The sequence below is a fragment of the Stenotrophomonas sp. YJH_SMC_119 genome (assembly GCF_059368315.1).
Map to the genome: position 1 here is coordinate 40,935 of NZ_JCAFRP010000019.1, position 25,548 is coordinate 66,482.

Genomic DNA, 25,548 nt, shown 5'->3' on the forward strand with positions numbered 1-25,548 from the left:
GCGGCGCCCGGACGGGCGCTGATGGTGGGAAGGAAGTCGACGCAGGACGTGGGGGACGTCAGCGAGAGGCTCAGGACGACAATAGCCCTGCATGCGATCAATCAACCGTGAAGCCATGGCGATTTCTTTGTGACAACACGTCATGAGCTCAGTACACATGACATGCGCCCGCCTCCTGCACGTCTCTCCTGCGATGGGGCCGAGCCCACGCCCGGCTGTTGGCAATCCTGCTTGCCGCCTGAGCCGGGCTGGGTTGATCTCCAAAGAGACTCACCCTGCGACACCCGGTCGCAGGCCTTCGCGCTACGCGCTTGACCAATGTCAAACCGCCCGCCGCCGCGCGGGCGTATTCCTATGCAGGACCCGAACACGCCGGCGCGGCCGGCATCCACAAGGACCCTGCAATGAGCTACACCCCCGACAACGCCCAGCTGCTGAACGCCATGCAGAACGTCATGGTGATCTCCACCACCGACCTGCAGGGCAACATCACCTACGCCAATGACCTGTTCTGCACGCTCACCGGCTTCGCCCGCGAAGAGCTGATCGGCCAGCCGCACAGCATCGTGCGCCACCCGGACGTGCCCAAGGCCGTATACAAGGACATGTGGGACACCATCAAGGCCGGCAAGACCTGGACCGGCATCGTGCCCAACCTCGGCAAGGGCGGCGTGCTCTACGTGGTCGACACCACCGTGCAGCCGCTGTTCGACGCAGACGGCAACATCACCTCCTACATCAGCATCCGCCGCGTGGTGAACGACCTGATGCAGAACTACGACCTGGTCGAGTTCAGCAAGGAAAAGTTCGACGACTTCTACGAGGCCGCGTGAACGCTCTCCCGACCAGTACGCCCTTCAGCCGTCTGCTGGTGGGTTTCGCGTCCGAGTCGGGCAACGCCCGCGCCCTGGCCCAGCGCCTGGGCGCGGAGCTGCAGCCGCATGGGCCGCAGGTGCTCCCGTTCAACGACATCGACGTAGCCAGTCTCGGCCAAGGCGATGTGCTGCTGGCGATCTCCAGTTCCTTCGGTGACGGAGAGCCGCCAGCCAATGGCGAGCAGTTCTTCGAAACGCTGCGCCGGATCCCGACGCTGAGCGGCCTGCGCTATGCAGTGTTCGGCCTCGGTGATACCGGCTACCCGAGCTTCTGCGGCTTCACCAAGGCGCTGGATGCCGCATTGAGCGAGCGCCAGGCGCAGCCACTGCTGCATCGGGTGGACGCCGATCTGGGCTACGAGCAGTTCTTCCAGCAATGGCAGCCAGTGCTCGGCCAGGTGCTGGATGGCGACCTCAGCGCTGGCCAGCACCTGCACCTGCAGGTCACCGCCTATGGCGAAGACAATGCGTTTGCCGCTCCTATCCTCGAACGCCGCCGCTTGAACAGCAGCGACCCGGCCGCCTGGCACCTGCAACTGGACATTGCCGGCAGTGGCATGGCCTACCGCGCGGGGGACACCCTGCACGTAGTACCCGAGAACGACCCTGCCTTGCTGCAGGCATTGGCTACGTGGTACGGCGACACCGCCGCCGTGGCCGCCCTGCACGACCGCGAGCTGCGCCTGCTGAGCAAGGGCGTGCTGCGCGAACTGGCCAAGCTCGGCGGCAGCGAGGTACTGAAGGGCCTGTTGAAGGTCAGCCAGAAGCGCGAGCTGGAAGCCTACCTGCACGGCCTGGACCTGCTGGACGTGCTGCAGGACCACGCCACGCCGGACAGCGTGCCGCTGGCCCGGCTGCGCGAGCTGCTTTCACCGCGGCTGCCGCGCGCCTATTCGATCGCCTCGCACCCGTGCGACGACCAGCTGAGCCTGTGCGTGCGCGAAGTGCGCTACCCCCTGCGCGGCCGCGAGCGCTTCGGCACCGCCACCGGCAGCCTGCTGCATGGCGGCGAGCACGCCCGTGTGTACTGCCGCTCCAACCCTGGCTTCCACCTGCCCGATACCGGCCAGGCGCCGCTGCTGCTGGTCGGCACCGGCACCGGCATCGCACCGCTGATGGGCCTGATGCAGGAGCTGCAGGCCAACGGCTGCGAACGCGAGGTGCACCTGGTGTTTGGCGAGAAGCACCGCCAGCACGATTACCTGTATCGAGACCAGCTGCAGGACTGGCACGCGCGTGGCGTGCTGGCCGGCCTGCATACCGCGTTCTCGCGCGATGGCGCTGAAAAGATCTATGTGCAGCACGTGCTGCAGCAGCGCGCCAGCGAAGTGCGCGACGTCCTGGCCCGCGGTGGGCATCTTTACCTGTGCGGCAACAAGCGCCATCTGGAAGGCGCGGTGCGCGAGGCCATCGATGCCATTGGTGGCGAGGGGCGCTGGGACGCGCTGCGCGGTGAAGGCCGCACGCACTGTGAGCTGTATTGATCGGTACCACTGGACTGCACGAATCCTGGACCGGTAGAGCCGGCCGCTGGCCGGCATTACCAGAATATGTAGCCAACCATCGCCCGTGCATCACGGTAGAGCCGGCCGCTGGCCGGCTGCCCAGTATCCCTTGGTTGCCGGCCAGCGGCCGGCACTACCATCAGATGTGACCAACCATCGCCGGAGCGTCCATCACGGGTCAATTGCCGACAATGCGGCCGTCCACCACGCGCGCCACTTGCTGACCAAACATGGCCACATCCTGTGGATCGTGGCTGATCAACAGCAACGGGATGCCGGTCTTGTCCAGCACCGTCTCCAGCTCCTGGCGCAGGTGCTGGCGCAGGTCGTGGTCCAGTGCGGAGAACGGCTCATCCAGCAGCAGCGCCTGCGGCTGCGTCACCAGGGCGCGCGCCAATGCAGTGCGCTGGCGCTGGCCACCGGAGACCTGCGAGGGCAGCAGATCGCCCACCGTGTCGATGCGGAATGCGTGCAGCCACTGCTCCACCGCATCGAAGCGCTGGCGCGCGCGCGGATTCAACCACCCCCGCTCCAGCCCGAACGCCACGTTCTGGCGCACGCTCAGGTGCGGGAACAACGCGTAATCCTGGAACACGTAGCCCAGCCGGCGGCGCTGCGGCGGCAGATCCACAGCGGCGGCCGCGTCGAACAGGGTCTGCCCCTGCAGGCGCACATGGCCCTGGCCCGGCCGCAGCAGCCCGGCCACCGCCTTCAGGGTCAGGCTCTTGCCGGCGCCTGAAGGCCCGAACAGCACCACCTGGCGCTGCGTGCACTGCAGCGATACGTCCAACACGAAATCCTGGCCGGCCGCCTGCAGGCGGCGCTGCACCTGCAGGTCAAGCCACATCACGCAGCTCCCGGCGACGCCCGCCCACCAGCCGCGCTGCCAGCAACAGGATCACGATGCACACCACCGAAGTCAGGATCACCAGCGCATTGGCCTTGCCATCCTGGCCGGCCTGCACCGCCTCGTAGATGGCGATCGACAGCGTCTGCGTGCGTCCCGGAATGCTGCCCGCTACCATCAATGTCGCGCCAAACTCACCCATCGCACGTGCGAAGGCCAGCAGCAGGCCGGCAAGAATGCCGCGCCACGCCAGCGGCAGCGTGACGCGGAAGAACACCGCTGCTTCGGACACTCCAAGCGTGCGCGCGGCCTGCTCCAGCTGTCCGTCCACTTCCTCGAACGCCGCGCGTGCCGGCTTGAACACCAGCGGCAGCGAAGCCACCGCCGCGGCGATCACCGCGGCCTGCCAGGTGAACACCAGGTTGATGCCGAACCACGACTGCAGCCACGCGCCGATCGGGCCGTTGCGGCCGATCAGCACCAGCAGGTAATAGCCCAGCACCGTCGGTGGCAGCACCATCGGCAGGGTCAGCAGCGAATCCAGCAGCTCGCGGCCGGGAAAGCGCCGCCGCGCCAGCAGCGCGCCCAGTGCCACGCCCAGCACCAGATTGATCGCGGTGGCCCAGCCGGCCACCTTCAGCGACAACCCCAGTGCGCTCCAGTCCAGATCCATGCGTCAGGGCTTGCCGAACCCGTGCTTGGCCAGGATCGCCTGGCCCGGCGCCGAACGCACGAAGGCGGTGAAGCGCCTGGCTTCGGCCGACTGCGCGCTGGCCTTGGTCACCGCCAGCGGATAGGCAATGCGCCCCGCCACCGGAACCGCGAAGGCGCGGCGCACCCGGTCGGGCATCGCCTGTGCATCGGTGGCATAGACGAAGCCGGCATCCACTTCACCGCGCGCCACGTAATCCAGCGACTGGCGCACGTTCTGCGTCGTGATGATCCTGCCCTGTACCAACGGCCACAGGCCGGCCGCTTCCAACGCACGCTTGGCATAGCGACCGACCGGCACGCTGTCCGGGTTGCCCAGCGCAACGCGCTGCACACCGGCACCGGCCAGGTCCTTCAAGGTGCGCGGCGCGGCCCTGGCCTGCGGCGGTACCACCACCCACAGCGCGTTCACCGCGAACACCTCGCGGGTACCGGCCGCCAGCAGGTCCTGCTGCTGGGCCTGGTCCATCGTGGTTTCATCGGCCGACGCGAACACATCCACCGGTGCGCCACGGCTGATCTGCTGCAGCAGCACGCCGGATGCGGCGAAGTTGAAATCGACCTTGGTTCCCGGGTGCGCCCTCTCATACGCCGCGCCCAGCTCGCGGAAGCTCTCGGTCAGGCTCGATGCCGCCGACACCGTCAGCTCGGCCGCCCAGGCCGGCACCGTAGCCAGCAGTCCCAGCAACAACAGTCCAGCTCGCTTCATCGTCGGCTCCCGGCCAGGTTCAGTTCGGATCGGATTCGTCGGCCACCGCCAGCGCTGCCAGGCGCTCGGGCTGCAGCAACAGGATCTCGCGCTGCTTCACCGCAATGATCCCATCATCGCTCAGGCGGCGCAGCACGCGGCTGGCGGTTTCCGGCGCCATCCGCAGGTAATTGGCGATCTCGGTACGCGCCATCGTCAGGTTGAAGCGCGTGGCGGAGAAACCGCGCCGCGCGTAGCGCTCGGACATGTCCAGCAGGAACGCGGCCATGCGTTCTTCGGTACGGTGGTTGGCGGCCAGGGTCGCGACCTTGCCGATCTCCGCACTGAGCAGGCTGAACAGCTTGGCCTGCAGCCCCGGCATGCGGGTCGCCAACAGGCTGAGCTTGGGGAACGAGATGCGGCACAGGTGCACGGTGTCCAGCGCCACCGCATTGCAGGGGAAGCGCGAACCGTGGATCGCGTTGAGGCCGATCACTTCGCCCGGCAGGCTGAAGCCCAGCACCTGCTCGTTGCCCTGGCTGTCATCGACGAAGGTCTTGACCATGCCCGCGCGCACCGCAGCAATCGAATCGAACGATTCGCCGGCGCGGAAGATGTAGTCACCTGCATGGAACGGACCGACATGGTCGACCAGCACGTGCAGGTCGCCCAGTGCGGTCTTGTCGTAACCCTGCGACATGCATGCGTCGGAGAACGCGCAGGTGCTGCAAAAGTGCAGTGCGTCGCCATCATCGGCGGCGGCGGGGTTGGGTGTGGCCCGGCCGAGACGGCCCTGCGAAGGCGGAATTGAAGACATCGGGGCAAGACTCAAGCGATGGCGGCCGCCGGCCGGAAGCATGCGGCCATCATACGCCACAGCAGGCGCCCTTCTTCGGCCAGGCGCAGCACGCGCGCATCCCACTGCGCCCAGCCGCGTGCCAGCAGCGGCGACAACGCGGGCAGCTGTTCGGCGAAACATTCCTCGAACGGTTCATCGTTGCGCCACTCGAAGGCAGCCGCATCGAGGGCGTGGTCACAGGCGATGCTCTGCGCCACTTCGGCCACCAACCGCTCGTCCTCGGACAGGATCAGCCCGGCGGAGACTCCCATGTGACCCGCCTGCAGCCGCGCACGCCATTCGCCCAGTTCGTCGTCCAGCCGGTAGAACACCTCGCCGATCTGGCTGCAGGCAGACAGGCCAAGCCCGATGAAATCACTGCGGTCGCGGCGTGGCACGCTGGCAAGATCGCAATGGCGCTGGCCATCGCCCGGACCGTGCGGGTTCGGCAGATCGCCGCGCTGATAGTGATCGCCACCAATCGGTTCGTAACCCGCAGCGCGCAGCAGGCGCCAGGCCTGCAGCCAATGGACGGCCGAGGGGTGTTCTGGCAGCGCACACGGCGCCGGCAGCAGGATGCGCTCCGGTGCCTCGGCCAGCACCTCGTGCAGCCGTTCAATGAAGCCAGCGTCCTCGCTGCCGGGTACCCGCAACTGGTAGTAGCGCGCGGTGAAGCCCACCTGTCGCGCCTGTGCCAGCAGGGTCGGCCCCGGTGCATCGGCGCGATCAATCACGTTCAAACGGGTGCAGCCCACCGCACGCAGCTGCGCCGGCGCCAGCGCGCTGCCTGCGTCCAGCCGCACCTCCACCTGGGGCCGCGCCACGGTGCGCAGGTGCTGCGGCACCGCATCCAGCAGCTGGCCGAGCTGCGGCGGCGGCAACGTCTCGGCCAGCCCCAGCTGCAGTACCATCGCCACCACTTCACGGTCCTCGGCCAGCACGTCGGCCTGCAGCCGCAGCGCCAGCAGCAAGGTGTCCAGATAGGCCTGCGGCGGCACATCGCGCCCGCCACGACCGGCCTGGAAGCCGAGCGTCAAGCCGCGTGGGATCAGGTGCTCATTGCTGGCGCGCATGGCAGCGCGCCAGCCGCTTTCGCCAAAACCAGTACTGAACTGGTCAGCCGGCGGAAACAGCACGTGCCGCGGTTGCCGCAGCAATGCCGCCTGCAGCGCAGTGTCCTCGCTCTCGTCAACGTGGAAGCTCATGGCAGACATCTTCGGGCGTTCCTCTTCGCGTGGCCCTGATTGAAATCAAGCGTGGCGCATCTGATGGTTCCTGCCGGCCAGCGGCCGGCACTACCCTTTCATCCACCACTCGGTAGTGCCGGCCGCTGGCCGGCAGCACCCTCCACCCATCGCGCACCGTTCTGGTAGTGCCGGCCGCTTGCCGGCAAAGACCGTCACCCGCCGCGCAACCGCTCGCCGGCGGCCGCATCGATGGCTTCGGGCAGATCGGTTTCGCGGTCGATCTGCGGGAAGTGGCGGCGTTCCATGCGACGGATCGCGAAGTGCATCCATGCCAGCGCAGCGGCCACCAGCACGAACAGCAGCATGAAGCAGCTGCTCCAGATGCCCACCGCATCGTTCAATGCACCGAACACGATCGGCAGGATGAAGCCACCCAGACCACCGATCATGCCGACCACGCCGCCCACGGCACCCACGTGCTTGGGGTAGTACACCGGGATGTGCTTGTAGACCGCGGCCTTGCCCAGCGACATGAAGAAGCCCAGCACGAACACCAGCACGGTGAACATCACCACGCCGATGGCCAGATGGAAGTGGATCGGGCCATGGATGCCCTTCACCACATACTCGGTATCCGGGTAGGCCAGCAGGAAGGTGCAGATGGCCGACACGCCGAAGGTCCAGTACATCACCCGGCGCGCGCCCATCCGGTCCGACATCCAGCCACCAACCACGCGGAACAGGCTGGCCGGGATCGAATAGCACGCCGCCAGCATGCCGGCATGGCCCACGTCCATGCCATAGGCGCCCACCAGGTAGTGCGGCAGCCACAGCGCCAGCGCCACGAAGCCGCCGAACACGAAGAAGTAGTACAGCGAGAACCGCCAGACCTGCAGGTTCTTCAGCGGTGCCATCTGCTCGGCGAACGGCACCGGCTTCACGCCCTCGCGGCGGCGCTGCTCCAGCGACGGGTCTTCCTTGCTGAAGAGGAAGAACAGCACCGCAGTGACAGCCAGCGCAACGGCCCAGACCTTGGCGACCATGGTCCAGCCGGCTGCCACCATCACCAGCGGCGCCAGCAGCTTGGTCACCGCCGAGCCGATGTTGCCGGCACCGAAGATGCCCAGCGCGGTGCCCTGCTTGCTGGCCGGGAACCACTTGGAGACGTAGGCCACGCCCACCGAGAAGTTGCCGCCGGCGATGCCCACGCACAGCGCGGCAATCAGGAACTGGGTGTAGGTCTGCGCGTAGGTCAGCATCCAGGTGGCCACTGCGCCACACAGCATCACCAGCACCATCACCTTGCGGCCACCGAACTGGTCGGACCAGATGCCGAGGAAGACCCGGCTGACCGAACCGGTCAGCACCGGCGTGGCGATCAACAGGCCGAACTGGGTGTCATTCAAGCCGAGCTGTTGACTGATCTGGATGCCGATGATCGAAAAGATCATCCACACCGCAAAGCACACGGTGAAGGCGAACGTAGTCAGCCACAGCGCACGTTGCTGCTGACCGGCACTGGCGGGGGCAAGGGCCTGGTTCATGAATTCTCCTCGTTCATGGGGATTCAGCCGATATCCGCTTCAGCCGATATCCGCTTCGGCTTCGATCGCATCCAGCCCGCGCACCGGGTAGCGTTCCTGCAGCTGCAGCAGGTAGGCCTGCACCTCGCGCTGGCGCACCTGCAGTTCCAGGTAGTCGCGCAGCTGCGGCAACACGGCATCGAACGGCTGCGGCTGGCCTTCCTCGCGTGCATCGACGCAGACCACGTGGTAGCCCCAGCGCGATTCCACCGGGAAACCGGCCAGGCCCTCGCGCAGGCGGAACACCTGGCGGTCGAACTCCGGCGTGGTCTGCCCACGCTGCAGCCAGCCCAGGTCGCCGCCCTCGCTGCTGGATGGGCAACGCGAATGGCGCAGGGCGAAATCGGCGAACAGGTGCGGCGACTCCTTCAGCAGCCCGACCAGCCGCTCGCCCTCGGTACGTGCGGCGAAGCGCCCAGCCACGTCGTCGGCCGGCGCGGCCAGCAGGATATGGCGCAGGCGCACACGGTCGGGAGAGCGGAAGCGCTCCGGGTTCTGCACGAAGTAGCGCCGGCAGTCTTCATCGGTCGGCACGCGGTCTTCGATCGCGTCTTCCAGCAGTTGCTGGATCAGCACTTCCTCATCGCTTACCCGGTTGCCCTCCGGTGCCTGCAGGCCCAGCCGCTGCGCTTCCAGGCGCAGCAGCTCGCGCACCACCAGTGCACGTGCCGCTTCGGCACGTGACTGTTCCGGGCGCATCGCCCGATGGTGCTGCATCTCGCGGGCGATGTCGGCCTCGCTGATCGCGGTCTCGTCCACGAACAGCCGGCACGGCGCCGGCTGCCCGAGCGAGCGCGCCCCCTGCGCTGCCGCGTCATGGTGATGCGAATGCGCCTCGGCAGGAACCGGCGCGGCGGAGTCGATCACGGTGATCGGCAGGAACTTCGGCAGGCTGCCCATGGCTTACTCCCGCGGCCCGTAGCGCAGCGTGGCCTGGCGGCGGCGCACCACCTGGTACGGCCTCCACAGGTAGCTGATCGGAATGCTCCACACGTGCACCAGGCGGGTGAACGGCGCGATCAGGAACAGGGTCAGGCCCAGGAAGATATGCATCTTGTAGACCCAGCTGACGCCCTCGATGTAGTCGGCGCCACCGGCACGGAAGGTCACGATGTGCTGCGCCCACTCGGCCAGCTGCACCATCACCCCGCCGTCCAGGTGGCCGGACGAGATGCGGATGCTGTACAGGCCCAGGCACAGCTGGGCGAACAGCAACACCAGCACCAGGGTGTCACCGAAGCTGCCGGTGGCCCGCACGCGCGCGTTGAACAGGCGGCGTACCAGCAGGATGCTGATGCCGATGAAGCACAGTGCGCCGAACACACCACCGACCACCATCGCCAGCATCTGCTTCTGCGAGGAGGTGATGAAGTGCTCGTACACTGCGTGCGGGGTCAGCAGGCCGACCAGGTGGCCACCGAGGATGGCCAGGATGCCGATGTGGAAGCAGTTGCTGCCGATCCGCATGCCCTTGTCCGACAGCATCTGGCTGGAGCCGGTGCGCCAGGTGTACATGGCCTTGTCATAGCGGGCCCAGCTGCCGATCAGCAGCACGGCCACGGCGATGTACGGGTAGTACTGGAAGGCGAATTGATGCAGGGAGTAACTCATGGCTGGACCTCTCGATGCGAAGGACGGGCCGGCGAACGCACGGGCGGCTTGCAGTCTTCGGCGGGGGCTTCGGCACCGAAGCGCACCGCCTCCTCCTCCCACAAGCGGTCCATGGCCTCGGCGGTATCGTCGCGGACTTCTTCGCTGGCACGCTGGCGCAGCGCCTGCAGATCGGCCTTGCCGTCACCGGCTTCGACCAGGATCTCGAACAGCACCCCGTGCGGCAGCTCGCGCTCGGCGGCACGCGCCGCCAGCATCCCGGCGATATGGCCGATGTGGTGCAGCCACTCGCGGGCCTCGCTGCCGGGGCGATGGGCCAGGAACTCCAGCAGCAGCGGCAGGTAATCCGGCAGCTCGCGGGCATCCAGTTCAAAGCCGTTGCGGCGGTAGGTTTCGACCAGATCGACCATGGCCTGGCCACGGTCCCGCGACTCGCCATGGATGTGTTCGAACAGCAGCAGGCTCATCGAACGGCCGCGGTCGAAACTGGCCAGCCACGCCGCCTGCGCATCCAGCGCATCGGTGGCCAGCAGCTGCTGCACGAAGCTGCGCAGCTGCTGGCGGCGGGCGGCGTTCAGCGCCGGGTCGTCACAGGCGGCGAGCAGTTCCTCGCCGTGCTCCCACAGTTCTTCGCGGGGGTAGTCCAGCAATACCCCGACCAGCTTGAGCACGCTCATCACACCACCTCCTTGCGGCGGTGGTTCGGGCCCTTGTCCACCACGAAGGTGGTGGTCTTGCGCTGGCCGAACAGGTCGGCCGGGCTGTCACCATTGCAGCCGTTGCCGAAGGTGAAGCCGCAGCCGCCGCGCTCGCCGAAGGCGTCGTTGGCGTACTCGCGGTGGCCGGTCGGAATCACGAAACGGTCCTCGTAGTTGGCGATGGCCAGGTAGCGGTACATCTCTTCCACCTGGGCGATGCTCAGCCCGGTCTGTTCCAGCACCGCAGTGTCTTCCACGCCGTCCACGTTCCTGGCCCGGCGCCAGGCACGCATGGCCATCAGCCGCTCCAGCGCGCGTACCACCGGCGCCTCGTCACCGGCCGTCAGCAGGTTGGCCAGGTAGCGCATCGGAATGCGCAGCGACGCCACGTCCGGCAGCTCGCCGCTCATGCCCACGCGGCCACGTTCGGCGGCGGACTGGATCGGCGACAGCGGCGGTACGTACCAGACCATCGGCAGCGTGCGGTATTCCGGGTGCAGCGGCAGCGCCAGCTTCCAGTCGATCGCCAGCTTGTACACCGGCGACTGCTTGGCCGCATCCAACCAGCTGTCCGGAATGCCCTCCTTGCGCGCGGCGGCGATCACCGCCGGATCGTTCGGGTCCAGGAAGATGTTCAGGTGGGCCTGGTACAGGTCCTTCTCGGCGGCCACCGAAGCGGCCTCGGCGATGCGGTCGGCGTCGTACAGCATCACGCCCAGGTAGCGGATGCGGCCCACGCAGGTTTCCGAGCACACGGTCGGCTCACCCATCTCGATGCGCGGGTAGCAGAAGATGCACTTCTCCGACTTGCCGCTCTTCCAGTTGTAATAGATCTTCTTGTACGGGCAGGCCGACACGCACATGCGCCAGCCGCGGCACTTGTCCTGGTCGATCAGCACGATGCCGTCTTCCTCGCGCTTGTAGATCGCGCCCGAGGGGCACGCCGACACGCACGCCGGGTTCAGGCAATGCTCGCACAGGCGCGGCAGGTACATCATGAAGGTCTTCTCGAAGGCGCCGTAGATCTCCTTCTGCACCTGGTCGAAGTTGTAGTCGCGCGATCGCTTGCTGAACTCCGAACCGAGGATCTCCTCCCAGTTCGGGCCCCACTCGATCTTCTGCATGCGCTCGCCACTGATCAGCGAACGCGGCCGCGCGGTGGGCTGGTGCTGGCTGTCCTTGGCGGTGTGCAGGTTCTGGTAGTCGAAATCGAACGGCTCGTAGTAGTCGTCGATCTGCGGCAGGTCCGGGTTGGCGAAGATCTTGGCCAGCATGCGCCAGCGGCCACCCGCGCGTGGCACCAGCTTGCCGCTGCCGGTGCGCACCCAGCCACCGTTCCACTTCTCCTGGTTTTCCCATTCCTTCGGGTAGCCGATGCCCGGCTTGGTTTCCACGTTGTTGAACCAGGCGTACTCGACGCCCTCGCGCGAAGTCCAGACGTTCTTGCAGGTGATCGAGCAGGTATGGCAGCCGATGCACTTGTCCAGGTTCAGCACCATCGCGATCTGTGCACGGACCTTCATCACACCACCTCCTTGCTGGCCGATGCCGAAGCACCAGCGGGCTGCTCATCGGTCGCTCCTGCGCGTCCTGCGCCCGCGACACTCGAACTTCCTTGTTCATCGTCCAACCAATCGATCTTGTCCATCTTGCGTACGATCACGAACTCGTCGCGGTTGGTACCGCAGGTGCCGTAGTAGTTGAAGCCATAGGCCAGCTGCGCGTAGCCGCCGATCATGTGGGTCGGCTTGAGCACGATGCGGGTCACCGAGTTGTGGATGCCGCCGCGGGTGCCGGAAATCTCCGAGCCCGGCACGTTGATGATGCGTTCCTGGGCGTGGTACATCATCGCCATGCCCGGCATCACGCGCTGGCTGACCACCGCACGCGCGGCGATCGCACCGTTGACGTTGAACAGCTCGATCCAGTCGTTGTCGACGATGCCGGCGCTGCGCGCGTCGTCCTCGCTGATCCACACGATCGGGCCACCGCGCGACAGTGTCTGCATGATCAGGTTGTCGCTGTAGGTGCTGTGGATGCCCCACTTCTGGTGCGGGGTGATCCAGTTCAGCACGATCTCCTTGTTGCCGTTCGGGCGCTGGTTCAGCAGCGGCTCCACCGTGCGCGTGTTGACCGGCGGCCGGTAGCTCATGAAGGCCTCGCCGAAGTCGATCATCCACTCATGGTCCTGGTAGAACTGCTGGCGACCGGTCACCGTGCGCCACGGAATCAGCTCATGCACGTTGGTATAGCCGGCGTTGTAGCTGACGTTGTCGTCTTCCAGGCCCGACCAGATAGGCGAAGAGATGATCTTGCGCGGCTGCGCCTGGATGTCACGGAAGCGGATCGCCTCGTGTTCCTTGCCCACCGCCAGATGCGTATGCTCGCGACCGGTGAAGGTGCCCAGCGATTCCCACGCCTTCACTGCCACGTGGCCGTTGGTTTCCGGCGCCAGGTGCAGGATCACTTCGGCCGCGTCGATTGCGGTCGAGATGGCCGGACGGCCCTGGCTTACACCCTCTTCGTGCACGGTGTGGTTCAACTTGCCGAGGAACTCCACCTCGTGCTTGGTGTCCCAGCTCATTCCCTTGCCGCCGTTGCCCTGCTTGTCCAGCAGCGGGCCGAGCGAGGTGAACTTGCGGTACAGGTTCGGGTAGTCACGCTCCACCACCGTCATCGACGGCATGGTCTGGCCCGGAATGGCCTCGCACTCGCCCTTCTTCCAGTCGGCTACGCCGAACGGCATGCCCAGCTCGTTGGGGGTGTCGTGCAGGGTCGGCACCAGCACCAGGTCCTTCTCCACACCCAGCACGCCCGGCGCCATCTCGCTCACGGTGCGGGCCACCTCCTTGAAGATGTCCCAGTCACTGCGCGATTCCCAGGCCGGGTCCACCGCCTTCGACAGCGGGTGGATGAACGGGTGCATGTCCGAGGTGTTGAGGTCGTCCTTCTCGTACCAGGTTGCCGTCGGCAGCACGATGTCCGAGTACAGCGCGGTGGTGCACATGCGGAAGTCGAGCGTGACCAGCAGGTCCAGCTTGCCTTCCGGCGCCTCGTCGCGCCACTTCACCTCCTGCGGCTTCACTGCGCCCATTTCGCCCAGGTCCTTGCCCTGCAGCCCGTGGCGCGTACCCAGCAGGTGCCGCAGCATGTACTCGTGGCCCTTGCCCGAGGAACCCAGCAGGTTCGAGCGCCAGATGAACATCATGCGCGGGTGGTTCTGGCTGGCGTCCGGGTCGGCGAAGGCGAAGTCCAGCGAGCCGTCCTTGAACTTGCCCAGCGCATAGTCCGCCGGGGCCACGCCGGCCGCTTCGGCCTCGCGTACCAGCTGCAGCGGGTTGCGGTCCAGCTGCGGGGTGCTCGGCAGCCAGCCCATGCGCACCGCGCGCAGGTTCAGGTCGGCCAGGCTGCCGCCGTACTTGCTCGCATCGGCCAGCGGCGACAGCAGCTCGTCCACCTGCAGCTTCTCGTAGCGCCACTGCCCGGTGTTGAAGTAGAAGAACGAAGTGCCGTTCATGTGGCGCGGCGGCTTGCTCCAGTCCAGCCCGAACGCGAGCGGCTGCCAGCCGGTCTGCGGGCGCAGCTTTTCCTGGCCCACGTAATGCGCCCAGCCGCCACCGGTCTGGCCCACGCAACCGCACATGATCAGCATGTTGATCAGGCCGCGGTAGTTCATGTCGTTGTGGAACCAGTGGTTCATGCCCGCGCCAACGATGATCATCGATCGGCCGTGGGTCTTGTCGGCGGTACGCGCGAACTCGCGGGCGATCTCGATCACCTCGGCGCGCGACACGCCGGTGATGCGCTCCTGCCACGCCGGCGTGCCCGGCACCATGTCATCGAAGCTCGATGCCACGTTGCCGCCGCCAAAGCCACGGTCAACGCCATACTGGGCCAGCAGCAGGTCGTAGACCGTGGCCACCAGCGTCTCGCCGCCATCGGCCGTGGCCAGCCGGCGCACCGGAATGTTGCGGTCCAGTACTTCTTCGGCCGGTGCAGCGGTCCAGCCATCGCTTTCAATGCCACCGAAGTACGGGAAGCTCACTGCCTCGATGCCGTCGTTGGCCTCGGACAAGCTCAGGCGCAGGCGTGTGTCGGCGCCATTGCTTGCCTTCTCTTCGATGTTCCAGCGGCCCTTCTCACCCCAGCGGAAACCGATCGAGCCATTGGGCACCACGATCTGGCCGCTGTTCTCGTCGTAGGCCAGGGTTTTCCAATCCGGGTTGTTGGCTTCACCCAGCCCGCCCAGCTCACTGGCACGCAGGAAGCGGCCCGCCACCAGGCGGCCATCGTCGCGACGTTCCAGGCGCACCAGCATCGGCATGTCCGAGTATTGGCGGCAGTAGTCCTGGAAATACTGCGAGGGCGAATCGACATGGAACTCGCGCAGGATCACATGGCCGAACGCAAAGGCCAGCGCCGCGTCGGTGCCCTGCTTGGGGTGCAGCCAATGATCGGTCAGCTTGGCCAGCTCGGAATAGTCCGGGCAGATCGCCACCGTCTTGGTGCCGTTGTAGCGCGCCTCGGTGAAGAAATGTGCATCGGGCGTACGCGTCTGCGGCACGTTCGAGCCCCAGGCGATGATGTAGCGACTGTTGTACCAGTCGGCCGATTCGGGCACGTCGGTCTGCTCGCCCCAGATCTGCGGCGAGGCCGGCGGCAGGTCGCAGTACCAGTCGTAGAAGGACAGGCAGGCGCCACCCAGCAGCGACAAATATCGCGCACCGGCGGCGTAGGACACCATCGACATCGCCGGAATCGGCGAGAACCCGACCACGCGGTCCGGGCCGTACTGCTTCACCGTATACAGGTTGGAGGCGGCGATGATCTCGTTGGCCTCTTCCCACTGCAGGCGCACGAAGCCACCCATGCCGCGGCGGGTCTTGTACGAACGCGCCTTCTCCTTGTCCTCCACGATGCTGGCCCAGGCATCGACCGGGGCCTTGCTCTTGCGTGCTTCGCGCCACAGGCGCAGCAGCGTGCCGCGGATCAGCGGGTACTTCAGCCGGTTGGCGCTGTACAGGTACCAGGAATAGCTGGCGCCACGCGGGCAGCCACGCGGTTCATGGTTGGGCAGGTCCGGGCGCGTGCGCGGGTAGTCGGTCTGCTGGGTTTCCCAGGTGACCAAGCCGTTCTTGACGTAGATCTTCCAGCTGCAGGAGCCGGTGCAGTTCACGCCATGGGTGGACCGCACGATCTTGTCGTACTGCCAGCGGGCGCGGTAGCTGTTTTCCCAGTCGCGGCCCTCGCTCTTGGCAAATCCATGGCCATCGGCAAAGGTCTGAGGGTCACGCTTGAAGAACTGCAAGCGATCGAGGAAATAACTCATCGGGAATCTCCCTTTGCGGACATCGGCATCGTGGCTGTGTGTGTCATCTGGCTGCGGTGCGTTTTCATGTCGTCAGCAGGGTGTCTCGGCACCGCGCCGGTAGTACCACCACCAGGTCACGGCCAGGCAGGTGACATAGAAAACAACGAACCCGTACAGCGCCATGTCGGGGCTGCCGGTCAACGTAATGGACGAGCCGTAGCTCTTGGGAATGAAGAAACCGCCGTACGCACCGATCGCACCGGAGAAACCGACCACCGCGGCCGATTCGATGCTGGCCTGGTGTGCGGCCGTGGCCTTGCCCTCGGCGTTGTCGTTGGCCGACCAGCGCTCATGCAGGGTGCGGAAAATCACCGGGATCATGCGGAAGGTGGTGCCGTTGCCGATGCCACTGAGCACGAACAGCGCCATGAAGCTGAGCAGGAAGCCGTAGAAGTTGCCGGCCTGGCCATCGCTGGGCAGGAAGTGCAGCACGCCGAACACTGCCGCGATCATCAGCGCGAACACCCAGAAGGTCAGGCGTGCACCACCCCAGCGGTCGGCCATGCTGCCACCCACCGAGCGCATCAGCGCGCCCAGCAGCGGGCCGATGAAGGCGTAGGCCAGCGGGTTCACGTCCGGGAACTGGCTCTTCACCAGCATCGGGAAGCCGGCCGAGAAACCGATGTAGGAACCGAAGGTGCCGATGTACAGCCAGCACATCAGCCAGTTGTGCTTGCGGCGGAAGATCACCGCCTGCTCGGAGAACGACGAGCGGGCGCTGGTCAGGTCGTTCATGCCGAACCAGGCCGCGATGGCGCACAGCGCGATGGCCGGCACCCAGATGAAACCGGCGTTCTGCAGGAACAGCGGTGCCCCACCCTCCACCGCGGGCTGCGGTGCACCACCCAGCGCACCGAATACGCCCACGGTGATGACCAGCGGAATCACCGCCTGCGCCACCGACACGCCCACATTGCCCAGGCCGGCGTTCAGGCCCAGCGCCAGGCCCTGCTTCTGCTTGGGGTAGAAGAAGGAGATGTTGGACATCGACGACGAGAAGTTCGCGCCGCCGAAACCACACAGGATCGCGATGGCCACGAACACCCAGTACGGCGTGGCCGGGTTCTGCACCGCAAAGCCGAGCCAGAGCGTCGGCGCCAGCAGCGACGCGGTGGACAGCGCGGTCCAGCGGCGGCCGCCGAAGATCGGGATCACGAACGAATAGAAGATGCGCAGGGTCGCGCCGGACAGGCTGGGCAGTGCCACCAGCCAGAACAGCTGGTCGGTGCTGAAGTTGAAGCCGATCTTCGGCAGGCTGATCGACACCGCCGAGAACAGCACCCAGACCGAGAAGGCCAGCAGCAGCGAAGGGATCGAGATGACCAGGTTGCGGGTGGCGACCCGCTTGCCGGTGCGCTCCCAATAGCCGGGATCCTCCGGCGTCCAGTCGCTGATGACGCGACCGGGACTGGCAGTGCTGCGGACAACAGGATCGCTACCGACGGTCATACATGGCTCCAAGGCTGTGGAATGACGTGGGTACTGCGTTTCAAGTTGTAACCCGTCGTCATGCAGCCATTAGGCCGTGCAGCACGGACGACGGGGTTGATCTGGATCAATCAAGGGCCGGTTTCCACCCTGCCCCTGACAAATGTCAAACCGATGAAGCGGTGCTGCGGCGGGTCACCCCGCGCTGGCGCACGCTGTCGCGCACGTCCACATCGAACTGCAGCTGAAGCTGGCTGCCATCTTCCAGGGCAATGTCGAATGGCAGGCCATCCCGGCACGGCAGCCGCGCCGCCAATGCCTCGACTGCCGGGCGCGGCAGTACCAGGCGGCAGAAGGTGCCGCCGTCCAGCAGCACGGGCTGTTCACCGGCATGCAGCGATACCGCCATGCCCCAGCCTTCGATACCACCGAAGCGGGTCATGTTCTCGACCGTTTCACCGGCCAGCAGGCGCGCCAGCTCGGCCTCGTCCAGGCGAAGCCGTACCGATTGGTCCTGCAACTGCACTTTCATGACGCAACATCCTCCCATTGTTCGGGGGTATTGCAGTTGACCAGCCCGGCCTCGTCAACCGGCGCCAGCGCCACGGTGTTCACGCCAAGACGACGCTGCAGGGCCTGCAGCGAGCGCGGACCGTCCGGGTCATCCAGCGTCGATTCAAGTACGTTGCGACAAGCATCGTCTATATCCACCAGCATGGGCAGGGGGTGGCCGGCAAAGATCGTGCATGGACCGCGATGGCCGTCACGCAATTGCTGCAGCAATCGCGGCGGCAGCAGCGGCGTATCCACCGGCACCACCCAGGCCGGGCCATCGGGCATGCGCATCGCCACGCTGTAGAGCCCGCCCAGCGGCCCGCAACGTGCCACGCAGTCCGGTACGCCGCCGAACGCCGGGTAATTTCCGCTGACCCAGACCTCGCCTGCGCCGGCCTGCATCAACAGGCCCCGCATGTGTTCCAGCAGCGTGCGGCCCTGCCACGGCAGCAGCGCCTTGTCGCGGTCCATCCGGGTGGACAGGCCACCGGCCAGCACGATGCCGTTGATGCTCATCGCAGTAGAGCCACGCCATGCGTGGCTGCGCCGGCCGGATGCACGGGAAAGGCCTCATCCACGCATGGCGTGGACCTACTGAATCCCGCGCCGCCCTGAAGGGCGCGGTCAATGCCCGTGGTCATGCGTATGGTCATGGGAGTGCGAAGCTTCGGTGTCCGCATGGCACAGGCTGCACCCCTCGCTCCACTCGCTGTCGCCGTCCTCGTAATGTTCCTGCTTCCAGATCGGGCACTGGTGTTTCACCACCTCGATCAACTGCCGGCAGGCGCGGAACGCCTCGTCTCGATGCGGGCTGCCCGCCGCCACCACCACCGCCACATCACCAATGCCCAACCGGCCCTTGGCGTGGGCCACATACAGCTTCAGCTTCGGACCGAACGCCGCCTCGACCTCGGCGGCCAGGCGCTTGAACTCGTTCAGCACCAGCGGCTCGAACAGGTCGTAGGTGATCCCGGTCACCAGCCGGCCGATGTTGACGTCGCGCACCTTGCCGATGAACACGTCGATGCCGCCGAAGCCCGGATCAGAGACCGCAGCAATGCCCTCGGCTGGATCGATCGCCGCCTGCGCGCGGTCCACCACCTTGGCGATGATCATCTCGCTCATCGCTCAGCCCCCGCTCACCGGCGGCAGGATCGCCACACGGCCATCGTCGGGCAGCGCCTCGTGGTCGCGCAGCACGCGTTGCTGGTCGGCGAACGCCGAATAGTCCAGCAGGCCCGCGCGGAAACCGGGCCAACGCAGCGGCAGCAGCTCGCGCAACGCCTGGCGCAGGTCGGCCACGGTGCCACCGGCCACCTCCACGGCAATCTCGCGGCTGGCATCCAGATCGGAGAACGCACCGAACAACTGCAGATTTACCTGTCTCATCATGACTCCTGGCTCGCCAGCTGCACCGGGTCCTGATGACCCCAGCCCTGCACGCGCACGTAGGTGCCAGCACTGGCCAGACCTCCCTCGCCTTCCAGCACCACCCAGGCGTTGGCCTGCAGCATGGACATCAAACGGAACGACTCCTGCCCGGCCAGCACGCGCGCACTCAGGCGCCCCTGTGCGTCCACCTCCACCCGCGCCCGCGCGTGGAAGCGCAGGCCGGGCGGCGTGCGCACGTCGGCCTGCAGGGGCAATGTCAACACCGGCTCCGGTGCCAGCCCCAGCAGGCGGCGCAGTACCGGCTCAACGAAGAAGCGCTGGCCCACCGCAGCCGACACCGGGTTGCCGGGCAGGCCGAAATACAGCGCGCCATTGGGCAGCACCGCAAACAGCAGCGGCTTGCCGGGGCGGATCGCCACCTTGTGGAACACGATGCGCGCACCCCGGCCGCGCAGCGCGTCGGGAATGAAATCGTAGCGGCCGGCCGACACCGCGCCGGTGCTGATCAACATCTGCGCACCCGCGTCCAGCGCTGCATCCAGTACCGCGTTGAACGCGGCCACCTCATCGCCTACCGAGCCCTGCCAGACCACCTCGGCACCGGCGGCCTGCAGGCGACCGACCAGGTACGGCCGGTTGCTGTCACGGATCTGCCCGGATTGCAGCGTCTGCGCCGCCTCGGTCACCAGTTCCTTGCCGGTGGCGATCACCGCAGCCCTCGGCCGTGCCACCACTGCCACCTGGCCCACGCCGATGGCATGCAGCAGGGTGCGCGCATTGATATCAAGCACCTGGCCGGCCTGCAGCACGCGCTCACCGTCGCTTACATCTTCTCCGCGCAGGCGCACGTTCTGGCCCGGCTTCACCGATGCCTTCAGGGCGATGCGGGTCGGGCGTCCCTCCTCGCTGGCGAGGATGTCCACGTTCTCGACCGGCACCACCGTATCCAGCCCGGACGGCATGCGCGCACCGGTCATGATTTCCCAGGCACCCTCGCCACCTTCGGCACCTGCATCACCGGCTGCCTGCCAACCCTGCACGGCAAATTCGGTACCGGCCTCGAACGCCGTGCCGTTGGCGCGCAGCGCGAAGCCGTCCATCGCCGAATTGTCGAACGGCGGCAGCGACTGCGCGCTGTGGATGTCACGGGCCAGCGTGCGGCCCGCGGCCTCATGCAGCGGCAGATGCTCGGCCGGCAGCGGCTTGGCCGCGTCCAGCAGGTGCTGCAAGGCATCGCTGTAGGCAATCATCAGTGGCCATCCCCCTCGACCATCGCCAGGGCATGGCCCAGTACCGGCGCCAGGATATCCAGGCACTGCGCCGCCGCCTTCGGGCTGCCGGGCAATGCGAACACCAGCATGTTGCCCAGCTGTACCACCTCGGCGCGGCTCAGCCAGGCCATCGGCGTGTGCTGCGCACTCAGGGCCCGCACCATCTGCGCCAGGCCATGCACGGGCCGCGCGTTCAAGGAACGCAGCGCCTCCGGGGTCAGGTCACGCGGGCCCAGCCCGGTACCACCGGTACACAGGCACAGGCGCACGCCCTCGGCAGCCAAGGCCTGCAGGCGGCCCGCCAACGGCTCGATGCCATCGGGCAGCACTTCGGCGGCCACTACGTCGCCACCCAGCTTTCTCAGGCCGGTCACCAGGGTCGGGCCGGACACATCCTCATAAGTGCCTTCGCTGGCGCGATCGCTCAGCGTAATCACCGCGCAGGCCGCACTCTCCAACCCCTTAGGTGCACGTGGGTTGAAACGCACGCGCTCGGCCTCGTCCATGCCATCCGGGTGCAGCCAAACCCCGCGCTTGCCGCCTTCCTTGAACAGCAGGCGGATGCCTTCGATGCGCAGTGCCGGTTCCACTGGCTTGCTCAGGTCGTACAGGGTCAGCAACGCCGCGTTGACACCAGCCAGCGCCTCCATCTCCACGCCGGTGCGTGCCTCGCTGGCGCACTCGCACCACACGCGGATCGCCTGCCGTTCCGGCACCGGCGCGCAGAACACCTGCACCAGTTCCAGCGGCAGCGGGTGGCACAGCGGCATCAGCATCGAGGCCATCTTGGCGCCCTGCAGGCCGGCAATCTCGGCCATCACCAGCGCATCGCCCTTGGGCAGGCGGCGCTCGACGATCAGCGGATAGGCCACTGGACCGGCATGCAGCTCGCCCACCGCAACCGCACGGCGGCGGGTGATGCGCTTGTCTCGGACATCGGCCATATGGAAGGCCGCATTCAATTCCCCACTCATCGTGTTGCTCATCCTCCGATGGAGGCCAGGTGCGGGGTCAGCCCGGTCTGGCCCTGGTGCAGTCCATGCCCGGCCGCTTTCAGGCCAAGCTGTGTGGTGATGCGTGCCAGCAGCGCGTCGTGGTCATCGTCGCTCTGCAGCAGCGGGCGCAGCGGCACGCCGAACTCGCCGAACAGGCACAGCCGCAGGTCGCCCTTGGCGGTCACCCGCAGGCGGTTGCAGCCCTTGCAGAAGTCGCGCGAATACGGGGCGATGATGCCGATGCTGCCGCGATGGTCGGGGTGGCCGAACTCGCGCGCCGGGCCGGCGTCGGCCGCGCGCGGCCGCTCGTGCCAGCCAGCGGCCAGCAGCTGCTCGATCACCACGTCGGCACGCAGGTGGTGGCGCTGGAAATAGGCTTCGTTGTCGCCGGTGCGCATCAGTTCGATGAAGCGCACGCTGAAGGGGCGGTCACGCAGGTAGTCCATCCACTGCGGCAGCTCGTCGTCGTTCAGGCCACGCAGCAGCACCGCGTTGAGCTTGATCGCCGGCAGGCCCAACGCCTGCGCCAGGGCCAGGCCCTGTTCGATCTCCGGCAGGCGGTCGTGCCCGGTGATGGTCTTGAAGCGTTCGCGCTGCAGGCTGTCCATGCTCACGTTCAGCGCAGTCAGGCCGGCCCGGTGCCACCCCGGCAGGCGCCGCGGCAGCAACGTGCCGTTGGTGGTGATGGCCACCTTGCGGATGCCCGGCACCGCCGCAACCGTGGCGATGATCTCGTCCAGGTCCTTGCGCAGGCTGGGCTCACCGCCGGTCAGGCGGATCTTGCTCATGCCCAGCGCCGCGAAGGCCCGCACCAGGCGGCCGATCTCATCCACCTGCAGGAAACGCGGGCGGCCGTCGGCCTGGTACCCGTCGGGCAGGCAGTAGCTGCACCGGAAGTTGCAGGCTTCGGTCAACGACAGGCGCAGGTACGGAAAGCTGCGTCCGAAACCGTCGGTGAGTTGGCTCATGGCTGGTCCACCTTGTTGCTCCACCGTCTTGCCTGTGCCCGGAACGGCCCGGATACCCTCGCCTGCTGGAACGATTGCCAGAGTACGCGGCCTTCAGTTCCATGGGCATGACTTAAATCAATCGCGTTCGGCCCCGCGCGGCAGGCGTTGTGGCAGCATGCGGCTTTCCGTGCAGCGGGCGTGTGACAACCCTCATGATGATGAACGATTTCCAGCAACTGCTGCATGCCGCCGGCGAGCAGGCTGAACCGCAACGCCTGCTGTTCGTATTCGTGCGCGCCGAGCTGCCCGAATCGCCCACCGGTGACCAGCGCGACCGGCATGACCGCCGCGAGGGCGGCACCCTGTCGCCGGTGCTGTGCGTGGACAAGCTGCCAGCCGAGGTGCCCAGCTTCCAGGCGCTGGCGACCGAATCGACCACCACCGGCATCGACTGGGACCTGGTGTTCGTGGCGGCGCTGGATGGCAGAGGCGGTTTCGCACCCAACAGCGACGAAGCCGCGCGCCCGCTGAAGCTGATGGTCAACGCCATCCATGACGGTCAGATCGGCCGCTTCGCCGCCTTCGACCGTGGCGGCGAGCCCGTTCAGTTCTATTGAGCCACCAGCTGCAGGGTCAGGAAGAAGATCACCAGCACGGTGTTCAGCCCCCAGGCCACGGTCAACCCGCGCGCGGCCACGCCCAGGTTGGGGTTGTGCGCGGTGGGCGCCGCCCGCCAGACCGCCGGGATGATCCAACCGGTATAGAGCAGCAGCACGGCAAATACCCCCAACAGCAGCGTGGTGCGCTGGTTGGCCAGCGCCCACAGGGCTACCGCCCACAGAATGTTGCTGGGAATGACGCCCTGCAGCCAGAACACACTCCACAGGCGGGAACGGCCCTGGGTGTCGGGGGTGGGGTGCAGCGAAGCGGTCGCGGTCATAAGTCTCCTTCTGTTTAGGAAACGTGCTGAACAAGCCTGCGCTTGGTGGCTGGGAACGTCAACCCGAGTCGCACGTCACGCTTTGACGCTTGTAGAGGCGGGCCATGCTCGACTCAGGCCCTTCCCTTCAGAGCCTGTCGTCATCGCCCCTCCCCCCTTGTTCCCTAACGCCCCCCAACCTCGACACCTGTCGCAGATTGCACGGTGCGGGCGGACCGCCGCGCCAGCTAGCGCTGGCGGTGCTTAACAGCGTGGGAGAATGCCGAAAGCGTCTCCAATCGAGTGATGTTTGCAACTGTTCTGATTGGCATTGCACAGCGCCAGGGGCTCAGATGGCGTGCCACCGGAAAAGGGTGGCCGGGTTTCGAATCCCGAGTTGGTCCTGAGTGATTGCGCTTGCCAGTCGGCGTCCACATTCCGTGGCGCCGGCTGGCAATCCGTCTGCCGGCTATGGCGGGCGGTGCGTGGGGGCGTTCGCGCCCACCGGCTTGGGACCAACCCGGATTCGAACCACGTACCGCCCGCCACTTTTATGGGTGGCGGCTACCGATTGCCCTGCACGGAGCCTTGCCATGAACGAATCGGACTTCCCGCATCTGCACGCCTACCGCAGCACCGCCGGCGACGACGGCTCGCCACAGGCTGCGCCAACAGTGGACAGGAACACCTTCATTGCCAATCTCCACCGCATCGGCTCCGGTGCGGCGGCTGATGGGCAGCCGTGGCCGGAGCGGCATCAGCTGCCCGGCCGCTGCCTGGCCCTGGCAGATGCCGATTGCGCGTTGAGCGGATTGCGGGTGGTGCTGGAGATGCTGCTGGCGGCGGAGCGCACCCGGCAGAATGGCGAACCGGAAGAGTACGTGGGCGATCGGGTGATGGAGGGGTTGGTCATGGCCTGCCAGTCGTTGTGCGCGCAGGCGGTGGGGCGGTTGCAGCCCGAAGGGTGAAGGCGATGCGCAATGCCCTTCAGCTTGGATCGCTTTCAGCAGGCGTCAGTGCTCGCTGAAAGCGCTCCTCAGATCGACGCCGATGATCGGCGAGAAGTCCACCTTCCACAGCTCCAGCTCGAAGAGCTGATCCTGATTGTCAAGGCACAAGGTGACCCTCACCGGCACGCCGTCGGCATCGGCAAGCATGGCCGTGGCAATGTCACTTCCGAAGACCTGGGTCGTGCTGGACAGGAACACCACGCCCCCGAATCCGACGACCTCCACGTTCTCCACCTGGACGCTGGTGGTGTTGCCCGCTGCGTCATGGCTGCGTACCTCGCCATCCACCGCAGCCAAGCGATGGCTGGTTGGGGGAAAGGTGTAGCTGGCGGTGCCTGCCGAAGTGGTCAGCGGGGTGCGATTACCGGTGGAGTCACAATTCTCAAGCCCCCTCCTCGAAGAGAGGGCCGAGAAGGCGCGCTACTCTTGTGATCTACCAGCCAAATGCTGCTTTCTCCTCAAGGCAACCAGAAAGAAGGCTGCCGCAGCCAGGAACGCGCCACACGCTTCCCAGACTCGGTCAAGCCACAGCATCAAGGCCGAAAGTGCTAGCCAAATCCCAGAAAATGTAAGAAGCCACCCGCGTGTCAGTTTCATAGGGCTCACTGCAGAGTTTGAATTCCAGCCATAGCGCAGACTATAGCTGCTCCAACCTCATAGCTCGCCAGCGCTCCTCCTCCCACTGTTGCAACACCGGCAACAAAGGGCACTTCAACAAACAATATCAGAACGGATGCACTAGACACCGGCAAAGTCAACCATGTCGGAGGCTGAACGTAAGACATGCATGACTTGAAGTACTTGCCATATGTCTTTTGATGAATGGACGCATCAGAACCATTATCGTCTTCGCACAATCCCAGAGAATCGGACTGTGAAATAGGATTCCCACCAACATACGCAAAGCTTGCAATCCCCCAAAGTAGTCCAATGCGATCACTCTGCGAATACCGCCCCACTGCAGAGACGTATTCCGCTGATAGTTGTAGAACAACCCACTCGCATCCGTCGCCTGCTGGCCCGGGAAGCGCAACGCAAGCTCGAACGCCACACCATCCCCATCAGGATCGGCACTCGGAATCTGGTTGCCGAACACTTCGCTCTTGTTGCTCCA

25 protein-coding genes and 1 pseudogene are annotated in these 25,548 nt (G+C 66.3%); 4 read left to right on the forward strand and 22 right to left on the reverse strand.

Annotated elements, in window-relative coordinates; all coding sequences use genetic code 11:
* The first annotated feature begins 404 nt into the window (after positions 1-404).
* Positions 405-833, forward strand: coding sequence for a PAS domain-containing protein (locus AC5P6S_RS19785; protein ID WP_005409905.1), 429 nt, complete (start codon positions 405-407; stop codon positions 831-833).
* Complete coding sequence (locus AC5P6S_RS19790; RefSeq protein ID WP_235643664.1) at positions 830-2,359, forward strand: diflavin oxidoreductase; 1,530 nt, start codon at positions 830-832, stop codon at positions 2,357-2,359. Before AC5P6S_RS19785 ends, AC5P6S_RS19790 begins: the two co-directional genes overlap by 4 nt.
* Before the next feature lie 199 nt (positions 2,360-2,558).
* Here AC5P6S_RS19790 and AC5P6S_RS19795 read toward each other — a convergent pair whose 3' ends face one another.
* From AC5P6S_RS19795 to moaA, 19 genes are all read right to left on the reverse strand, one after another.
* The gene (locus AC5P6S_RS19795) at positions 2,559-3,227 is read right to left on the reverse strand and encodes a sulfate/molybdate ABC transporter ATP-binding protein (protein WP_099526980.1); all 669 of its coding nucleotides are present in this window, start codon (positions 3,225-3,227) and stop codon (positions 2,559-2,561) included.
* Positions 3,217-3,900, reverse strand: a complete 684-nt coding sequence (modB, locus tag AC5P6S_RS19800; protein WP_005409908.1) for a molybdate ABC transporter permease subunit — start codon at positions 3,898-3,900, stop codon at positions 3,217-3,219. Before modB ends, AC5P6S_RS19795 begins: the two co-directional genes overlap by 11 nt.
* Before the next feature lie 3 nt (positions 3,901-3,903).
* Positions 3,904-4,647 (reverse strand): molybdate ABC transporter substrate-binding protein, encoded by a 744-nt coding sequence (gene modA / locus AC5P6S_RS19805; protein ID WP_099526979.1) that lies wholly within the window; start codon positions 4,645-4,647, stop codon positions 3,904-3,906.
* Between the two features lie 19 nt (positions 4,648-4,666).
* On the reverse strand, positions 4,667-5,443 hold the full coding sequence (locus AC5P6S_RS19810) for a helix-turn-helix domain-containing protein (protein ID WP_010485317.1): 777 nt from the start codon (positions 5,441-5,443) through the stop codon (positions 4,667-4,669).
* Positions 5,444-5,454: 11 nt separating this feature from the next.
* Entirely contained in the window at positions 5,455-6,669 is a 1,215-nt protein-coding gene (locus tag AC5P6S_RS19815; protein ID WP_049471090.1) for an oxygen-independent coproporphyrinogen III oxidase, read from the reverse strand.
* A 194-nt stretch (positions 6,670-6,863) separates the two neighbouring features.
* Entirely contained in the window at positions 6,864-8,195 is a 1,332-nt protein-coding gene (locus AC5P6S_RS19820; RefSeq protein ID WP_038646068.1) for an MFS transporter, read from the reverse strand.
* A gap of 39 nt (positions 8,196-8,234) precedes the next feature.
* Positions 8,235-9,134, reverse strand: a complete 900-nt coding sequence (locus AC5P6S_RS19825) for a peptidylprolyl isomerase (protein ID WP_032959967.1) — start codon at positions 9,132-9,134, stop codon at positions 8,235-8,237.
* A gap of 3 nt (positions 9,135-9,137) precedes the next feature.
* The gene (narI, locus tag AC5P6S_RS19830) at positions 9,138-9,845 is read right to left on the reverse strand and encodes a respiratory nitrate reductase subunit gamma (RefSeq protein WP_235643663.1); all 708 of its coding nucleotides are present in this window, start codon (positions 9,843-9,845) and stop codon (positions 9,138-9,140) included.
* Positions 9,842-10,522: a nitrate reductase molybdenum cofactor assembly chaperone gene (gene narJ, locus AC5P6S_RS19835; protein WP_043033283.1), complete on the reverse strand. Its 681-nt coding sequence runs from the start codon at positions 10,520-10,522 to the stop codon at positions 9,842-9,844. The genes narI and narJ overlap by 4 nt, the downstream gene beginning before the upstream one ends.
* Positions 10,522-12,066 (reverse strand): nitrate reductase subunit beta, encoded by a 1,545-nt coding sequence (gene narH / locus AC5P6S_RS19840; RefSeq protein WP_099523724.1) that lies wholly within the window; start codon positions 12,064-12,066, stop codon positions 10,522-10,524. Before narH ends, narJ begins: the two co-directional genes overlap by 1 nt.
* Entirely contained in the window at positions 12,066-15,872 is a 3,807-nt protein-coding gene (locus AC5P6S_RS19845) for a nitrate reductase subunit alpha (RefSeq protein ID WP_076740093.1), read from the reverse strand. The genes narH and AC5P6S_RS19845 overlap by 1 nt, the downstream gene beginning before the upstream one ends.
* A gap of 72 nt (positions 15,873-15,944) precedes the next feature.
* The gene (locus AC5P6S_RS19850; RefSeq protein ID WP_235643662.1) at positions 15,945-17,363 is read right to left on the reverse strand and encodes a NarK family nitrate/nitrite MFS transporter; all 1,419 of its coding nucleotides are present in this window, start codon (positions 17,361-17,363) and stop codon (positions 15,945-15,947) included.
* Between the two features lie 145 nt (positions 17,364-17,508).
* Positions 17,509-17,874: a DUF7009 family protein gene (locus AC5P6S_RS19855; protein ID WP_099526975.1), complete on the reverse strand. Its 366-nt coding sequence runs from the start codon at positions 17,872-17,874 to the stop codon at positions 17,509-17,511.
* On the reverse strand, positions 17,871-18,413 hold the full coding sequence (mobA, locus tag AC5P6S_RS19860) for a molybdenum cofactor guanylyltransferase (RefSeq protein WP_099526974.1): 543 nt from the start codon (positions 18,411-18,413) through the stop codon (positions 17,871-17,873). The genes AC5P6S_RS19855 and mobA overlap by 4 nt, the downstream gene beginning before the upstream one ends.
* Before the next feature lie 108 nt (positions 18,414-18,521).
* Positions 18,522-19,022 (reverse strand): molybdenum cofactor biosynthesis protein MoaE, encoded by a 501-nt coding sequence (locus AC5P6S_RS19865; protein WP_495204726.1) that lies wholly within the window; start codon positions 19,020-19,022, stop codon positions 18,522-18,524.
* 3 nt (positions 19,023-19,025) lie between these two features.
* Positions 19,026-19,286 (reverse strand): MoaD/ThiS family protein, encoded by a 261-nt coding sequence (locus AC5P6S_RS19870; RefSeq protein ID WP_005413671.1) that lies wholly within the window; start codon positions 19,284-19,286, stop codon positions 19,026-19,028.
* Positions 19,286-20,539 (reverse strand): molybdopterin molybdotransferase MoeA, encoded by a 1,254-nt coding sequence (locus tag AC5P6S_RS19875; protein WP_099526972.1) that lies wholly within the window; start codon positions 20,537-20,539, stop codon positions 19,286-19,288. Before AC5P6S_RS19875 ends, AC5P6S_RS19870 begins: the two co-directional genes overlap by 1 nt.
* Positions 20,539-21,534: a bifunctional molybdenum cofactor biosynthesis protein MoaC/MoaB gene (gene moaCB / locus AC5P6S_RS19880; RefSeq protein WP_099526971.1), complete on the reverse strand. Its 996-nt coding sequence runs from the start codon at positions 21,532-21,534 to the stop codon at positions 20,539-20,541. Before moaCB ends, AC5P6S_RS19875 begins: the two co-directional genes overlap by 1 nt.
* Positions 21,535-21,542: 8 nt before the next feature.
* Complete coding sequence (moaA, locus tag AC5P6S_RS19885; protein WP_099526970.1) at positions 21,543-22,523, reverse strand: GTP 3',8-cyclase MoaA; 981 nt, start codon at positions 22,521-22,523, stop codon at positions 21,543-21,545.
* 194 nt (positions 22,524-22,717) lie between these two features.
* Between moaA and AC5P6S_RS19890 the strand changes: the two genes are divergently transcribed.
* Positions 22,718-23,122, forward strand: a complete 405-nt coding sequence (locus AC5P6S_RS19890; protein WP_012480480.1) for a hypothetical protein — start codon at positions 22,718-22,720, stop codon at positions 23,120-23,122.
* Here AC5P6S_RS19890 and AC5P6S_RS19895 read toward each other — a convergent pair.
* Positions 23,116-23,445 (reverse strand): hypothetical protein, encoded by a 330-nt coding sequence (locus AC5P6S_RS19895; protein WP_005416862.1) that lies wholly within the window; start codon positions 23,443-23,445, stop codon positions 23,116-23,118. The two genes, AC5P6S_RS19890 and AC5P6S_RS19895, sit on opposite strands and share 7 nt — an antisense overlap.
* A gap of 572 nt (positions 23,446-24,017) precedes the next feature.
* Here AC5P6S_RS19895 and AC5P6S_RS19900 point away from each other — a divergent pair.
* The gene (locus AC5P6S_RS19900; RefSeq protein WP_044570359.1) at positions 24,018-24,392 is read left to right on the forward strand and encodes a hypothetical protein; all 375 of its coding nucleotides are present in this window, start codon (positions 24,018-24,020) and stop codon (positions 24,390-24,392) included.
* Between the two features lie 45 nt (positions 24,393-24,437).
* On the opposite strand, the gene AC5P6S_RS19905 is transcribed toward AC5P6S_RS19900, so the two are convergent.
* Together AC5P6S_RS19905 and AC5P6S_RS19910 are read right to left on the reverse strand one after the other, a co-directional pair.
* Entirely contained in the window at positions 24,438-24,722 is a 285-nt protein-coding gene (locus tag AC5P6S_RS19905; RefSeq protein WP_165711279.1) for a DUF6984 family protein, read from the reverse strand.
* A 566-nt stretch (positions 24,723-25,288) separates the two neighbouring features.
* Positions 25,289-25,548: pseudogene (locus AC5P6S_RS19910) on the reverse strand (RHS repeat-associated core domain-containing protein); the annotation flags it as partial.

Bases quoted from the DNA above. Each gene is read 5' to 3' on its own strand.
- AC5P6S_RS19785 (WP_005409905.1), top strand. From the start codon at position 405: ATGAGCTACACCCCCGACAACGCCCAGCTGCTGAACGCCATGCAGAAC.
- AC5P6S_RS19890 (WP_012480480.1), top strand. From the start codon at position 22,718: ATGATGATGAACGATTTCCAGCAACTGCTGCATGCCGCCGGCGAGCAG.
- modA (WP_099526979.1), bottom strand. From the start codon at position 4,647: ATGAAGCGAGCTGGACTGTTGTTGCTGGGACTGCTGGCTACGGTGCCG.
- mobA (WP_099526974.1), bottom strand. From the start codon at position 18,413: ATGAGCATCAACGGCATCGTGCTGGCCGGTGGCCTGTCCACCCGGATG.
- AC5P6S_RS19810 (WP_010485317.1), bottom strand. From the start codon at position 5,443: ATGTCTTCAATTCCGCCTTCGCAGGGCCGTCTCGGCCGGGCCACACCC.
- modB (WP_005409908.1), bottom strand. From the start codon at position 3,900: ATGGATCTGGACTGGAGCGCACTGGGGTTGTCGCTGAAGGTGGCCGGC.
- narI (WP_235643663.1), bottom strand. From the start codon at position 9,845: ATGAGTTACTCCCTGCATCAATTCGCCTTCCAGTACTACCCGTACATC.
- AC5P6S_RS19825 (WP_032959967.1), bottom strand. From the start codon at position 9,134: ATGGGCAGCCTGCCGAAGTTCCTGCCGATCACCGTGATCGACTCCGCC.
- AC5P6S_RS19850 (WP_235643662.1), bottom strand. From the start codon at position 17,363: ATGACCGTCGGTAGCGATCCTGTTGTCCGCAGCACTGCCAGTCCCGGT.
- AC5P6S_RS19900 (WP_044570359.1), top strand. From the start codon at position 24,018: ATGAACGAATCGGACTTCCCGCATCTGCACGCCTACCGCAGCACCGCC.
- AC5P6S_RS19795 (WP_099526980.1), bottom strand. From the start codon at position 3,227: ATGTGGCTTGACCTGCAGGTGCAGCGCCGCCTGCAGGCGGCCGGCCAG.
- narH (WP_099523724.1), bottom strand. From the start codon at position 12,066: ATGAAGGTCCGTGCACAGATCGCGATGGTGCTGAACCTGGACAAGTGC.
- moaCB (WP_099526971.1), bottom strand. From the start codon at position 21,534: ATGAGTGGGGAATTGAATGCGGCCTTCCATATGGCCGATGTCCGAGAC.
- moaA (WP_099526970.1), bottom strand. From the start codon at position 22,523: ATGAGCCAACTCACCGACGGTTTCGGACGCAGCTTTCCGTACCTGCGC.
- AC5P6S_RS19815 (WP_049471090.1), bottom strand. From the start codon at position 6,669: ATGAGCTTCCACGTTGACGAGAGCGAGGACACTGCGCTGCAGGCGGCA.
- narJ (WP_043033283.1), bottom strand. From the start codon at position 10,522: ATGAGCGTGCTCAAGCTGGTCGGGGTATTGCTGGACTACCCCCGCGAA.
- AC5P6S_RS19820 (WP_038646068.1), bottom strand. From the start codon at position 8,195: ATGAACCAGGCCCTTGCCCCCGCCAGTGCCGGTCAGCAGCAACGTGCG.
- AC5P6S_RS19845 (WP_076740093.1), bottom strand. From the start codon at position 15,872: ATGAGTTATTTCCTCGATCGCTTGCAGTTCTTCAAGCGTGACCCTCAG.
- AC5P6S_RS19875 (WP_099526972.1), bottom strand. From the start codon at position 20,539: ATGATTGCCTACAGCGATGCCTTGCAGCACCTGCTGGACGCGGCCAAG.
- AC5P6S_RS19855 (WP_099526975.1), bottom strand. From the start codon at position 17,874: ATGAAAGTGCAGTTGCAGGACCAATCGGTACGGCTTCGCCTGGACGAG.
- AC5P6S_RS19870 (WP_005413671.1), bottom strand. From the start codon at position 19,286: ATGAGACAGGTAAATCTGCAGTTGTTCGGTGCGTTCTCCGATCTGGAT.
- AC5P6S_RS19865 (WP_495204726.1), bottom strand. From the start codon at position 19,022: ATGAGCGAGATGATCATCGCCAAGGTGGTGGACCGCGCGCAGGCGGCG.
- AC5P6S_RS19895 (WP_005416862.1), bottom strand. From the start codon at position 23,445: ATGACCGCGACCGCTTCGCTGCACCCCACCCCCGACACCCAGGGCCGT.